The organism is Henriciella aquimarina, assembly GCF_002088975.1.
GTDB lineage: Bacteria > Pseudomonadota > Alphaproteobacteria > Caulobacterales > Hyphomonadaceae > Henriciella > Henriciella aquimarina.
On sequence record NZ_NCST01000093.1, the window covers coordinates 1 to 14,069 of the forward strand.

Sequence of the window (14,069 nt, forward strand, 5' to 3'; positions counted from 1 at the left end):
TTGTCGGAGACGATCATCTTCGGAGCACCCCGCCGGGTGATGAGCCTGGACAGTTCCCTGGCGACCCGCACGCCGGACAGGGAGACATCGACGACCACGGCCAGGGCTTCCCGGGTGAAGTCGTCGACCACGCAGAGCGTGCGGAACCGGCGGCCATCGCTGAGAGCGTCCGATACGAAGTCCAGGCTCCATCGCTCATTCGCCTGTTCCGGCAGGAGCATGGGTGAACGTGTGCCTGTCGCCCGCTTTCGCCCACGTCGTCGTTTCACGGCCAGTCCCTCCTCGGCATAGATCCGGTAGATCTTCTTGTGATTGGCGCTGAGGCCCTCGCGGTCCAGCAGGATGCCGAGCCTGCGATAGCCGAACCGGCGGCGTTCACCGGCCAGCTCCCGTAGCCTCTGGCGCAACTTCTCGTCACCGCCATCGCGTTTTTCATACTGGAAGGTGGACCGATCGAGATCGGCCAGCCGGCAGGCCCGACGCTCCGACAGGCCATGCACTTCCATCACGTGGTGCACGGCCTTCCGTTTGGCGTCGGGCGTCAGAAGTTTTTTGTCGCCAGGTCCTTCAGGGCGGCATTGTCCAGCATTGCATCGGCCAGGAGGCGCTTCAGCTTCGAGTTCTCCTCCTCCAGCGTCTTCAGCCGCCGGGCGTCCGACACCGTCATGCCGCCGAACTTCGCCTTGTACTTGTAGAAGGTCGCATCCGAGATGCCGTACTTGCGGCAGATATCGGCTGTCTTCACGCCAGCCTCGTGCTCCCGGATCATCCCAATGATCTGTTCTTCGGAAAATCGTGATTTGCGCATTTGTCATCCTCTTCGTGTCGAGGACTCTGCAAATTCATGGCCGGAATTTACGGGGCTGGGTCAATGGGTTCAAAAATTCGCCGTCCACGACTTTGACGCGCTGGTCGCAAATAAGAGGGCAGTAACAGAGGGGGCGAGACTTTCATTTGAGGAAGGTCTTGATCTTGAGCGGACGCTCGTCATGCCCCGAACGGCCAGTTCAAAGTCCATTGAGTTGCGCGCTCGGCTTATAAGGCGGTACAAGGCGGCATCGCATGATGACAGCATTGACTTTTAGCAAGCCGGTCAGTCGCGACAGACGAAATGCTCCCGTGCTAATGATGTACACATACTTCCTGCAGACAAGAGAATTGGTGGTATGAAGGTGACCGGCCGCCATGTGATACCTTATCTAGGGCGAGTTCGAGTAAGCTGCGCGGACAATCATCGTGTCTGAAACACCGTATGACGCATAAGGCAAGAGGTTCCGAATCCGTTCAACGAACTGAATATCAGATGGCTCAGAACCCTACAGCTTGTCTGGCGAGTTGACGAGGATTGTCTGGTAAGGAATTACCTGTCCAGGCAATATGCAGGTCAGGTCTCACAAGCAGAAATTTGCATCCATATATTGATTGCACATGCCGTTCAGGCTGGGAGAAAATCGCAATGGGCGCGCTCAGGTTTGTAAATGCGTATTCGATATCTGAGGTATCAGCCCGACCAGTCAGGTCGACAAAAGTGAAGTCTGGTCCTAATCGATCGAGTATCGAGGTCTTGTCGCTCAACCAGATGTGGGGGATACGTACGCCGGGATCAGTACTGGGCAGAAAACGGACTGTGTCCCATTCTGTTTGAACGCCATTGGCTCCGTCGATGAGAGGCGAGCCAGCATATGAATAGCCATATTCTGCTCCTACCATCTCATGCACGCGCCTGTGATTAACATTGGCGCTCCGCGCCGTACGCAATCTTTCGAGAGCGCCCTCGCTGCTGTCATCCATCAGAGCAGATGTGTGCAAGGCTCTCCAATTGGCGAGACCTTGGGCCGCCCATCCAGATGCCTCAACATTCTTGACGCCGACCGGGCGCCGCTCGATCTCATAAGAAGGCAGTAGTCCCGGGCCACTCCAGCCCTTTAGTGTTCCCGCCAGCTTCCAGGAGAGATCAAGGGCATCACCCACACCGGAATTCATACCGAGTCCTCCTGTCGGAATAACCAGATGGACAGCATCACCGGCGAGGAATACACGACCGTCTCCATATCGGTCTGCAAGCAAGAGATTCAGTGTCCACGGGCTGACATTCAGTAGTTTGAAATCAAAGTCGATGCCGGGACCTACTTTCTCCCGTACCCATGCTTCATAGTCTAAATCCTCCGGCACATCAGAGTTGAGGGTAAACTCCTTGCGGTCTCCCTGAACAATAAGAGCCGATCCTTCGGCGTCCGTAAAATAATAGTGACGTCCTTTTCCGATGGGGATCCTGTCGTAAAGCTGTTCCGAGTAAAAACAAATTTGGCGCATGTTGCGCAATCGCCCCCGGCCCTGCAATTTGATGCCAAGCTGCTTTCGGACAGTGCTCGTCCCTCCGTCGCAGCCCGCAAGATAACCGGCGCGCACTTCAACCATCCGATCGTCCGGATCTGAATATACGACAGTGACCCCATCCTCATCCTGGTTGAAACTCTCAACCTCACAACCGTACCGGACTGTCACGTTGGAAGTGTCTTCTGCAACCGACCTCAAAAAAGGCTCAAGCTTGTTCTGCGAGACGAGCTGATACGGTTCAAGGGGCTGGGAATGATCCGTCGTTTCTGCAATTTTCTTGCGGAAATCTCCAACACTTGGATACTCAAGCTTCAGTATGGGATCATCGCAAAGTCGTGTAACGATAAAAACGTCCATGGCTGCATCTTCCGGATAACCCAACTTGCGAATTTCATCAGCAAAGCCAAGCCGGCGGTAAAATTCCATGGTCCGAGCATTAGACCTGTCCATTTTGGGCCACGGGCCGGTGGTAGGGTTTCGTTCTAATAGCAGGGATCGAATTCCCCGTTGCCCAAGATCGATGGCCATCGTCAACCCAACTGGGCCTGCGCCCGCGATAACCACGTCAAATTTCTCCATGAATCTTCTCCCAGCGACTGAGGCCTGAACCGGAGCAGAGAAGCTTATGCCGCCCCGCTGTCATCCTGAATGTCATAAACAGCAAGCCTGATTTCAGCTTATTGGAAATCGCAATCTTCCGCGAAGCAGATTATTAAAGCGGATGTATTGATCTGAGTCCTGCGCGGTCTTTCCGGCGGCTCGTCCGTCCTTGTATTCGGCGGGAACTTTGGAACAGGAGGCGATATGCTTCGGTATCTCCGTTTGAGCTACATGAGTGGCATGTTGCCCCGTTTGAAGCAGCACGCCGTGCGAGCTATCGCCCAGAGCGGCTGCGCACGCTAGCAGGCGAAACGGGTCCGGCTGCTGACGGCGTCAAGCGCGCTCCGCATTTTTAAGCCTGAAAGGAGGCTTCACATGTTAAGGGAAAAGGGCGCATTGCCCAATCAAACTGATGTGCTGGTGTTCGGTTCCGGAATCGCGGGCCACTGCGCAGCGTTGGCGGCGGCCGATGCCGGAGCTGATGTACTATTGCTGGAGAAAGCTTCGCAGCCCGGCGGGAGCTCGGCGATTGCTGGAGGGGCATTTGTATTTAGCGGAACAGACGAACAGGAGAGTGCTGGCCAGAAAGACAGCCTCGAAGCGCTTCGCCGCGATCTTCTGCAAAGCGGTAAGAACAAGAACAAGCCTGAGCTTGTTGACCGGTTTCTGAAATCTCAACTCGATACATATCGATTCCTGAAAAAATTCGGCGTCAAATTCGAGCTTCATATTGTCCCGGAACCGGGAGTGTCCAGGGCTCATGTTACGGGAACAGGCAAGGCAATAACGGCACTGCATATGGCCGTTCAGACTGAACCGCGAATAACTTACGCATCAAGATCTGCAGGTGTCAGGCTATCCCGGTCATCGGAAACCGGCAGAGTTGACGGCGCATCTGCAATGTTTGGGGATCGGGAAACGTTCATTCGTGCAAAAAGTGGCATCGTTTTGGCTACTGGCGGCTTTTCGAGGAGTCGCGAGCTTCTGCAAATCTATGCGCCGGAACTTGCAGATGCGGTGAAACACGGAGGAACCGCGAACACTGGCGATGGGCTGATGATGGCCACTGATCTAGGAGCAGGGCACGCCGATCTTGGATATGTATCGGGTTCATTTGGCGGGGGCATCCGTAACTATCCTGACATCCAGCGCAAGGCAGGGGAGATTCCACCGCTGCTGTTTTCCTTTCTTGAGGGAGGCATCATGGTCAACAAGCACGGCGTTCGGTTTGTGAATGAAGGACAGAGCTACAAGGCCTTGAGCAATATCGGAATGGCGCAGCCAGAGGGGATAGGATTTCAGATCTTCGATGATCGCCTTATGCAGCGCTCTCACGAAGATACGTCCGTCAACAATTACAAGGAAGCAGTTCTCGCCGGTTATATTCAATCAGGGGAAACAATTGGCGAGCTGGCCACGCTCATGGATATCGACCCTATTATTCTTGAAGACACGGTTGCATCATACAATAGGAATGTTGCCCAGGGCTTGGACCCTCAGTTCGGTAGAGAAGCCAACTTGGTCCCGATCGACCAGGCCCCTTACTATATCGCCGCGACAGGCAATGCGATCACATCGACATATGGCGGGATAACAACTGACGGAAATATGGCTGTCGTAGACTGGTTCGGCGAAGCCATTGAGGGGCTATTCGCGGCGGGAGAAATCGTGGGGGGATTTCATGGCGCAGGATATTACAGCGCGTCCTCGCTGAGCAGTTCAGCTACGTTCGGGCAGGTGGCTGGAAGGCATGCGGCCGGTCATTTCGATTGAAGGGTGGAATCTCGCCGGCTGGGGGATTTTTCGGAACAAGGTAGGATTCCCATTGTCCGGCGACCGAATTTAGGCTGATCCCTATGACAAGCGCACCACACCACACCATATTTCGCGGGCTTAGGGAGATCCGGCTCGACGGTGTCCGTTCATACCTGCCTTGCTGTGTCATAGGCATGTGCAATATTGTTAAAGATAGTTCCAGCATTTTCAGAGCTTATATCGTGGGCGTCACCGACGACAAAAGTCTCAGCACCCAAAGCCTCGGCGGCTTCAACAAGGCCTCGTTCGGAACGACGATCACTGGCGAAAACGATCGTGTCGATATTTGGTAGGACCTCGGGCGACCCATCGCCTAAAAGCTTGATCGCATTTGTCCCCGGATCGATTTCAATATGGTGCACGTTCTTGATGCGACGCACATTCTTGGAATTCTGCCGGTTCAATAAATACCAGCGATCATGGGCAGCAAGCTTCCCACCAAAGTGATTGAGCGCTTCAGCCACAGTCACCTTCTTGTTGCGTTCCGCGAGATAATCAGCGATTACCATGCCGTTCTGGTCGCCGCCGACCACAAGAATGTTGTCACCTGTATCGAGGTTATCTTCGACCAGATCGTCGAGCATCAGGATATCGATATCTTCCGCATTCATGATTATTTCCATCATGTCTTGGGGAACAACAGGCGCGCTGCCTGTCGCGATAAACACGACATCCGGTGCAAGGTCTTCCATCATGCCTAGGCTGACGTCGGTTCCCAGGCGAACGTCAACGCCCATCTTGTTCAACTGGCGCTCATACCAAGGCACAATATCCCCGATCTCGTTCCGGCCTGGCATTCTTCTGGCAAGCAGAATTTGGCCTCCCAAATGGGACCGTCTTTCACACAGGACAACGCGATGTCCAGAAAACGCTGTCATGCGGGCTGCTTCCATGCCGGCTAGGCCCCCTCCTACGACGAGGACGGTCTTCGGGTTTTCTGATGCCGAGCCGGGTATGTCGATGCAGGTTAGTTCCCGGGACATACGCGGATTGACGACACAGCTTGCATCACCTCCGCCATTGCGTAGCAGGTGCTCATCGATACATCCGCGGCAATCAGCGAGGCACGGCCGAATATCCTCCAGACGGCCCTCGCGTGTCTTCAGAAATATGTCGGGGTCAGCAATAGTGCCACGTCCGAAGCACACAAAATCTGCTTTGCCTGCAGCTACCAGATCACGCGCCATTTCCGGATTTTTGATTCGACCAATGGTGCCGACCGGAATGCTGACGTGTGGTTTCACAGCGGCGGCCAGGTCAGTGTAGCATCCTTGCGGCTCATACATCGGAGGTATGGTGAGTTTTGGAGAACCTACTAGGCCTGCCGTGACAGTAATGTAGTCCGCTCCGGCCTTTTCAGCGATGGGTGCTAGACGGCAGGATTCCTCAAGGGTCCAGCCATCTTCGCCTAGAAAATCATCCCCATTATACTTCAGTCCAACGGCAATCCTATCCCCAACTTCCTTGCTCACGGCGCTCACGATTTCAAGCAGAAAGCGGGTGCGGTTTTCAAACGACCCTCCATATTCATCCCTCCGCTTGTTAAAGAGCGGCGTTAGAAAGTTACTAATCAGGTAGCCGTGGCCTGCATGGATTTCGACAAAATCAAATCCAGCATCCGCGCCCCGGCGGGCGGCTGAGGCAAAATGCTCAACGATGTCCGCGATCTCCGCTTGTTCGAGCGCACGATTTGGCTGACCCCGAGATCGCGCCGTATCATCACCACGGGCGCTGCGGACATTGGAGGAAAGTCCTGAGGGAGACATCAGTTCCTCATGACTTGTGCCCTCGGTACCGCCCCCATTCCATAGCTGTATACCGAACTTCACATTGTATTCGTGAACAGCATCTACCAGCCTGGACAGGGAAGGCACGATGTCGTCGCTATAGAGCGCAATGCCCGCATGGGGGCCATAAAGGCGCTTCTTGGGCGGGATGACCTGCGAGGCGCCAATGGCGATCATTCCGGGCTCTCCACGAGCTCGCTCAACATAGTAAGCGATCATCTCGGGCGTAATTTCACCGTTCGAATCCGTTTTAGTTCCCGCAGACATCCCTGCCATCATCAGGCGGTTGGGAACCTTGAAGCGCCCAAGTTTCATGGGTTCATAGAGTTCCGGCAGTTCGTGCATTTTTTACTTCCTGACTGATGCCCAAAATTATACAAACGTTCTATTCCGAGAGGGGCCGCCTGGCTAGTCGCTTTCTGCTGCAGATCTGGAACGGGCAGGAGCCAGCAGTGCCTCCACAGGCACCTAGCCCCGGCGGCTGCCGTCTGCGGATCGTTATCTGAAAATTCTCACAGGACCCGAACCTGGCCCCTAAGACGAGACTTCGGCGACTACCGCTTTAATGCCAGAATCTACACTCTGGCGAATAGCAGCATCAGCCAGCGCTTGTGCCAACCTCGGGATTCGCGATTACCTCAACCATGTCTGGAATGAGCTTTAGGCCGCTCTGGCTGCTCCTCGTACGAGGAGCAGCGCTTCTGCGGCGCCAAAATCGCTGGATGGACAGGGCGCCTGGACTTTTTCCTGTGCGCGCTGGCGCGGATCACATAAAATGACTGTACTAGTTTCTCGGACATAAGTTAGAGTATGATGGACAAGATTGTATTTGAATTGTGAAGCTGGAGGAATGCTAGACGTGATTGATCCTAAGGACGCACCGTGCAAGGGGCTGAAAGTGATTGAGTTTGCCACCATGGTCTCAGGGCCGTTTGCTGGCCAGATGCTGTGTGATCTGGGCGCGGAGGTCATCAAGATTGAACCTGCCACCGGTGATCCGATGCGGGCAATGCACCCCAAGCAGAACGATCTGCCAGCTTTCTTTCAACAGATAAATCGTAACAAAAAGAGCGTGGCACTAGATCTCAAGGAGAAAGAAGGACGCGCGACCGCATTGGAGCTTTGCCGAGAGGCAGATGTGGTGGTGGAGAACTTTCGTCCCGGTGTCATGAAGAGGTTGGGGCTCGGATACGAGACTCTTGCAGCAGCAAATCCCGGGCTCGTTTTTGCGTCCATTACCGGCTTTGGCCCTGATGGGCCCTATGTCGACCGTCCCGCCTATGACCATGTCGTTCAGGGGCTGTGTGGTGTGATGGATGATTTTGGTCAGTATTCGGAAGACAAGGCACCTGTCCCTGTGCGGAACTTTCTCGTCGACAAAGTTGCGTCAACAACATTAGCGCAAGGTGTGCTGGCTGCTTTGCTTGCGCGCGAGAGAAACGGCGGAAAGGGGCAGACTGTTTCAGTCTCGCTTCTGGAAGCCTATGCGGCTCTGATGCTGCCTGCAATCATGATCAATCATACGTTCCAGAATGACGGTGCTGAACGAATTCGCAAGATCGATATGTATCACCCTATACGAACCACGGATGGCTTCGTAATCGGGCACATCCAGACTGATTCCCAATTTGAAGGTATGTGCCGGACAGCTGGCCGGGAAGACCTGATCGCTGACGCCCGGTTCAAGGATGCTTGGTCGCGTATGCTGAACTATGAAACGATGTGGTCGGAAATGGAAGTCGGTACGTCGAAGCAGGACATTGCGACAGTCATTGTGAATGCGGCAAAGTACAGTGTTCCCTTGGCACCTGTGAATTCGATAACCGACTTTTTTGATGACCCCCAAGTCCAATACAACAAGACCTGGTTCGATATAGAAGACGCCGACTACGGAACTATCCGGAATCTGTGCTATCCGGTCCGGTTTGGCTCATCGCAAATCAAAATTGAGAAGCGTGCGCCGAGGTTCCGTGAGCATCAGTATGATATTTTGAAAGACGATGGTTGAGTTCTTGCACAAAGGGGTTGGAGGCAGTGACCCCCTGTGTGTTACTTGGTGACCTGATATCCGATTGGGTCCGCATCTTAATTGAGAGTCTGTCGATATTGAAGCAGACGATGCGCAAGAGCAAAATTCACGGGACAACAGATTGCGACCCTGGCTGCGCAAGAACGCGGATGTGGACGGCGGAGGTGTCAGCTCGGCCACCATTCTACATCTATGGACGGCTCTCCCGGTGCAAGTGATTTGAGACATGTGATCGATGGAGTCTTGGGTGCCAACATCTATCCGGCGTCACCAGACGATTGCTGGCGCGCCCAAATGGGAAATCCGCGTGTGTAAGGGCCTCAACAAGTGGGCGGCTTCACCGAGCCATTATAAAACTCAGGTTCCCCTCGCACCGGATCCAGACCGGCCGTTCACATTTCTCGCTTCTCCAGCACCTCCGTCCGTGTCGCCCTGATCAGACGGCGCGGAACTCCGTTCCGCCGCGGAGCATCGCGAAGATGATCCGGGCGTTTTTGTTTGCAATGGCAACGATCGCTTTCGCTGCGCCTCGTCGTTCCTGCAGCCCGACAGCCCATTGACTTACCGCATCCGACCGCTTCGGTGCGGTGCGCAGAACTGCCCTCGCACCATGGACCAGCAGCGTTCGAAGATGCTTGTCACCGCGCTTGGATATCCCGAGCAGCCTTTGCCGGTTCCCACTGGAATGCTGCCTCGGCACGAGGCCCAGCCAGGCGGCCATGTGCCTGCCATTCTTGAACTCCGAGCCATCGCCAACAGCGGCTACAATCGCCGTGGCGGTCTTTGGCCCGACGCCCCTGATTCTTCGCGATCCGCTGGCAGGCCTCGTCCCGGCGGAAGACTTTTTCGATCTCGCGATCGAACCACTTCACGCGGCTATCGAGCTGACACAGCAGGTCGAAGAGCTGTTCGATTATAGAGGCGAAAATTTCGCCCAGGCGGTCGCGCTGGGTGTTAAGCAGATTGGGGATTTCGCGCCGTGTCCGAGTAATCGATAGCCCGAAGGCAAAACCACGATCAAGAAGCAGGCCACGCATCTGGGAAACGAGCGCCGTTCGATGATTGACCAGCCTCTGTCGGCCGCGATGCAGCGCCTGGATGTCTTGCTGCGCCAATGACTTTCTCGGTACGAACCGCATGTTCGGTTGCTGCATTGCCGTGCAGATCGCTTCTGCATCATTACGGTCATTTTTCTGGTGCTGGGCGAACGGCTTGACGTATTGCGGCGCGATGACGCGAACCGTGTGTCCGAGCGCTTCAAACTCTCTCTGCCAGTAGAAGGCTCCAGTGCAGGCCTCGATGCCGATCGTGCAGCAAGGTAATTTGCCGATCTCTTCAAGCAGCCGCGTTCTACCGAGGCGTTTACGCAGAACAATCTGCCCAGCCGCATCTTCCCCATGCAGCTGGAACACGTTCTTAGCCAGGTCGATGCCGAGATACTTCACACCCATCATTCTCTCCTTTCAGTTGCGAGGTCCCAGTCTCCGAGGTGGAGGGAGAGCCGTCCATCCCATTAATTGGAAGGCAAGGTTCGGTGGCATGAACGGGTCCGATGCCCGCCGCCTGGAGACGCTTGAGACCGAGAATGCACGGCTGAAGAAGCTTCTGGCCGATAGCATGCTCGGCAACTCGCTTTTTTTGAAAGACCATTTGGGAAAATACTTGGTGATGGCGAGCCTTCGAGGCGCCACGGGTTCAATGCCGATAGAAAGCGTTGAGGCGGGAGGCGGCGCTGACGGTGTCCGAGATATCCGACATCTCCCAGCGCCAGCCCGTTCGGCTGGTCACCGTCGATCCGAAAACGGTGAGGCGAGAAGTGGAGCCGGACAATCCGGAGGTCCGACCGCATGTGTGCGATCGCCGCCACACGGTCGCCATTGGAGCGCCGTTGGTCCGAGCGACAATGGCGACGGTTCGGCTATCGCCGGTATCGGCCGATGCCTGTTCCGGAGGGCCTATCAAAACGCGGGAGCCTTGACTTCTTGCCTTATGTCTTCGATCCGGCAATGGCTTCCGGATGCTGAACGTGATCGATGATTTTACTCGTGAATGCCTGGCCCTGGTGGCAGACACTTCCTGTCAGAGGTGCGTGACGCGGGAGCTCGACCGCTGCATCCGTGCAGCTTGTCGCAGTGCGCCGCCATCCATAAAGCAGTTATTCACGTCCACACTCGATGCCCGGGCCATCGTCAACTGGCGGGCTCAATAGAGCCAAGCCACGCTGCATACCGCCTCAACGGAATCAGGGGCCAAAGCCAACGGGGAATATTTTAAACTTTCAGGGATTTACCAGGCTATATTGTGCGGGCCGGGCGCGGGGGAGGGAGGGGTGTTAGCGAGTATTTTGGTGCGGGAGCCGGATGTACGATGCCTTCAACTTCTACAAAAGAACCACGGGCTCGTGCATGAGGGTGCGACGGAGCATCAGCCATGCTTAACACAGGAGCAAAGCAGATATCGGTGTTCTCCATGATAGCACACCATTCCGCTTGCGTTTTCTTCTTGAAAATAGATGCAAGGACATTTTTGAGTTCAGGCCAGTTGGAGGTATCCATCTGATCCATAAAGCGTTCATCATTTTCCAGACCGAGAGTCTGCAGTAATAGCGCGTAAAATTGAGGCTCAATGGAACCTATTGAAACAAACTTTCGATCTCGCGTTTCATATACACCGTAAAAATGCGCGCCCCCGTCAACAACATTTGCTTCTCGAGTATCGCGCCAGAGGCCGGATGCCATATATGAGTAGAAAGCGGCCATCAATTGTCCTGAACCCTCCGTCATCGCGCAGTCGATTATCTGGCCTTTTCCGCTGGTCCGCGCATACAGAATCGCTGCCGTCATGGAAAAGGCTAAAAGCATGCCGCCGCCGCCGAAGTCGCCGACCAACGCGAGTGGAGGGATAGGATGTTCAGCTGGACCAATGCCATGCAGTGCGCCGCTAAGAGCAATATAATTAATATCATGGCCAGCGGCGCCTGAGAGGGGGCCGGTCTGCCCCCACCCAGTCATCCGCCCCACCACAAGCCGAGGGTTTTTCGCAAGTAGTATATCGGGCGCTAGACCGAGCCGTTCCAGCGTTCCCGGCCTCATTCCTTCAAAAATGCCGTCGGCGTCTTCAAGCATGTCTATAAGAGCTTCTCGGTCATTTGCCGACTTAAGGTCGAGATGAAGAATTTTCCGAGACCTCAGCATCGCGTCAGTGGGGTCGACATGAGCGCCCCGGCGTTCAATACGGATAACTGTCGCACCAGCATCAGCTAGCAACATGCCGCAGAACGGTCCAGGGCCTATACTACCGAGTTCAATTATTTTCAGTCCTGCTAATGGGCCGGGCATCGTCGATCGTCACTCCTGTAGATATTCGTCATACATGTGACTTAGAACATATGAACTAGTAGGTTTCTAGGCCAAAGACTATGCCGTGGCCATTCGTTTTATATCTTCAGGACAAGGTTCTGAAATGACCAGTATGACGTGGGAGGGTCGATTGCGGCAATTATTGATCTCCGTCATCAGCGTCAATAAAAACATGGAATTTCCGTTTCCGAGTAAAGACGTTCCTGTGCAAGTGTGGCCCAGATGCGATTGCGCATGACATCGTCGAATCCACCTTTGACGTAAACGGCTTCCTACAAGTCTGAATGAGCCGAACGATCGTGTAAGACAGAACGAAACGGGCCGAGCTAGCCGTGCCGGATCTCGTTTCTCTCCGCTCAGCACGGGTGATCCGCACGTCAGGAAATGCATCAGCAAGCGCGGCTGTTAGCCAAAAAGATGTTACTTCCGACAGTGATATGGGCAATGGATGGGTCAAATGGGCATCACAAGCACCTTCAGGGTATAACAGATGTACTGACTGGTCACGGAAGTCGTCCTTTGTCAGCATGGGGGGCTGGTCCGCCTTGAAGGAAAAGGGATCTGGATGGGAGTGGACCAGTCTTGTTCGCCCTCTTGGGGCAGAGGTTGGCTGCGGTTTGCCTCTGCATCAGACAGTCAGAAGACCAGCCTGTGGGACGGCTCGAACGTACTGCTCGGATCGCCAGCTTGCTATTTGGCGCAACAAAAGTAAAACAGATCGATAAACTAGGAGGGCTGTGGTGATCAAAGGCAGAGCTTGGAGAGCAGACGAATTCGGAGACCCAATGGAAGTGCTGCAGCTTTGTGGCGACGAATGGGAGAACCCGGATGAGGGGACGTTACTGGTCAAGGTCGAGGCTTGTGGCATTGGCCTTCCTGATCTTTTCATGACGCAGGGACGTTATCCAATTGTGGCTTCACCCCCTGTCCATCCCGGCCAGGAGGTGAGTGGCCGTGTTATTTCCGTTCCACCCGGATCGGCATTCAGAGTTGGCGAACGAGTAATGGGGATCACAATTTACGGCTCCGGATGGTGGCGGGGAGGGCTGGCGGATTACGCTTTTGTCCAAGAACGCAAATGCCTTCGCATTCCTGCAGAGATGTCGGATGAGGCTGCCGCCGGGTTTGTCATAGGTTTTCGAACGGCACATGCAGCCTTGGTTGAACGAGTACCGGTTACCGCAGGCGAGAGGGTTCTGATTCTGGGTGGGGCTGGCAGTTCCGGGGCCGCCGCTATTCAATTGTCCAAAGCGTTGGGGGCGGAAGTGATCGCGGTTGCCGGCTCCGACGAAAAGCTACGCTTTTGCGAGACGATTGGCGCGGATCATGTTGTAAGTTACGGGGAAGAGGGCTGGCCAGATGCTGTTGCAGGTGCGACCCGAGGCAGGGGCGTTGATGTCATTTTCGACCCGGTAGGGGGGGCGACCGCATTAGCGGCCCTGGCCACGCTCGCGACGCGGGGGAGGATTGCTCTTGTCGGATTTGCAAGCGGCGAATGGTTGAAACTCGATGCGCAAGATATGGTGCTGCGTAACTATTCCGCAGTCGGCGTGTTTTCCGGTGGCTTCTCGGCGAACGAAGATGCACGGGCCTTTGCCGACCTCGCAGAAATGGTGGAGCGCGGAGCTATCAACACGCCGCTCGGAAGCGTATTCGAATTCGATCAGACCCGTGAAGCCATCTGCTCGCTCAGCAGGCCAGGGCCTGGAAAGACTGTCGTGCGAATGAGCAGTGAGGGGAAGTGACCCAGCCCCGTGATCCGGGCCGTTCATTCGAAGAGTCTGTTCGCCTTTCTTTCTGTTGTTGATGGCGTGGTCAAGGCCCGGGGAGTGGAGCTTCCCCGCGGCTCAAGCGAGCCGGGCCTTCGGCGGCGCAGCCGCCGTTCGTAGGTTACGGGGCTGAGGCCGCCGAGTGATGTGTGTGGCCGGACCGTGTTGTAGTCTATCCGCCAGGCTTCGATGATGCGCCGGGCGTCACCGAGACTGTCGAAGAGATGCTCGTTCAGGCACTCGTCGCGCAGCCGGCCGTTGAAGCTCTCGACGAAGGCGTTCTGTGTCGGCTTTCCCGGCGCGATGTAGTGCCACTCAATGCCGGCCTCGCGCACCCATTTCAGGATCGCATGACTGGTCAGCTCCGTGCCAT

General features: G+C 55.3%; 7 protein-coding genes and 3 pseudogenes. 4 read left to right on the forward strand and 6 right to left on the reverse strand.

The features are described from left to right. Together B8784_RS21965 and B8784_RS14790 are read right to left on the reverse strand one after the other, a co-directional pair. A pseudogene (locus B8784_RS21965) lies at positions 1 to 808 on the reverse strand (IS3 family transposase); the annotation flags it as partial. 500 nt (positions 809 to 1,308) lie between these two features. After that, positions 1,309 to 2,916 (reverse strand): FAD-dependent monooxygenase, encoded by a 1,608-nt coding sequence (locus B8784_RS14790; RefSeq protein WP_084398712.1) that lies wholly within the window; start codon positions 2,914 to 2,916, stop codon positions 1,309 to 1,311. 396 nt (positions 2,917 to 3,312) lie between these two features. Here B8784_RS14790 and B8784_RS14795 point away from each other — a divergent pair, with 396 nt between their 5' ends. Continuing rightward, a complete protein-coding gene (locus B8784_RS14795) occupies positions 3,313 to 4,710 on the forward strand; it encodes an FAD-dependent oxidoreductase (protein WP_084398713.1) in 1,398 nt (465 codons plus the stop codon). A 149-nt stretch (positions 4,711 to 4,859) separates the two neighbouring features. Here the strand turns inward: B8784_RS14795 and B8784_RS14800 are convergent, their stop codons facing one another. Continuing rightward, positions 4,860 to 6,884 (reverse strand): oxidoreductase, encoded by a 2,025-nt coding sequence (locus tag B8784_RS14800; protein ID WP_084398714.1) that lies wholly within the window; start codon positions 6,882 to 6,884, stop codon positions 4,860 to 4,862. A 514-nt stretch (positions 6,885 to 7,398) separates the two neighbouring features. On the opposite strand from B8784_RS14800, the gene B8784_RS14805 reads away from it, so the two are divergent. After that, positions 7,399 to 8,547, forward strand: coding sequence for a CaiB/BaiF CoA transferase family protein (locus tag B8784_RS14805; RefSeq protein WP_158085700.1), 1,149 nt, complete (start codon positions 7,399 to 7,401; stop codon positions 8,545 to 8,547). A 457-nt stretch (positions 8,548 to 9,004) separates the two neighbouring features. Here the strand turns inward: B8784_RS14805 and B8784_RS14810 are convergent. Beyond that, positions 9,005 to 10,019: pseudogene (locus tag B8784_RS14810) on the reverse strand (IS110 family RNA-guided transposase). A 67-nt stretch (positions 10,020 to 10,086) separates the two neighbouring features. On the opposite strand from B8784_RS14810, the pseudogene B8784_RS21970 reads away from it, so the two are divergent. Next, a pseudogene (locus B8784_RS21970) lies at positions 10,087 to 10,236 on the forward strand (IS3 family transposase); the annotation flags it as partial. 626 nt (positions 10,237 to 10,862) lie between these two features. On the opposite strand, the gene B8784_RS14815 reads toward B8784_RS21970, so the two are convergent. Next, positions 10,863 to 11,906, reverse strand: a complete 1,044-nt coding sequence (locus B8784_RS14815; RefSeq protein ID WP_143435537.1) for a CaiB/BaiF CoA transferase family protein — start codon at positions 11,904 to 11,906, stop codon at positions 10,863 to 10,865. Between the two features lie 806 nt (positions 11,907 to 12,712). Here B8784_RS14815 and B8784_RS14820 point away from each other — a divergent pair. Further along, positions 12,713 to 13,672: a zinc-binding dehydrogenase gene (locus tag B8784_RS14820; RefSeq protein ID WP_084398716.1), complete on the forward strand. Its 960-nt coding sequence runs from the start codon at positions 12,713 to 12,715 to the stop codon at positions 13,670 to 13,672. Positions 13,673 to 13,695: 23 nt separating this feature from the next. On the opposite strand, the gene B8784_RS14825 is transcribed toward B8784_RS14820, so the two are convergent. Continuing rightward, positions 13,696 to 14,069: integrase core domain-containing protein (locus B8784_RS14825; protein WP_233356167.1), on the reverse strand; the 374-nt coding region annotated here is incomplete at its 5' end.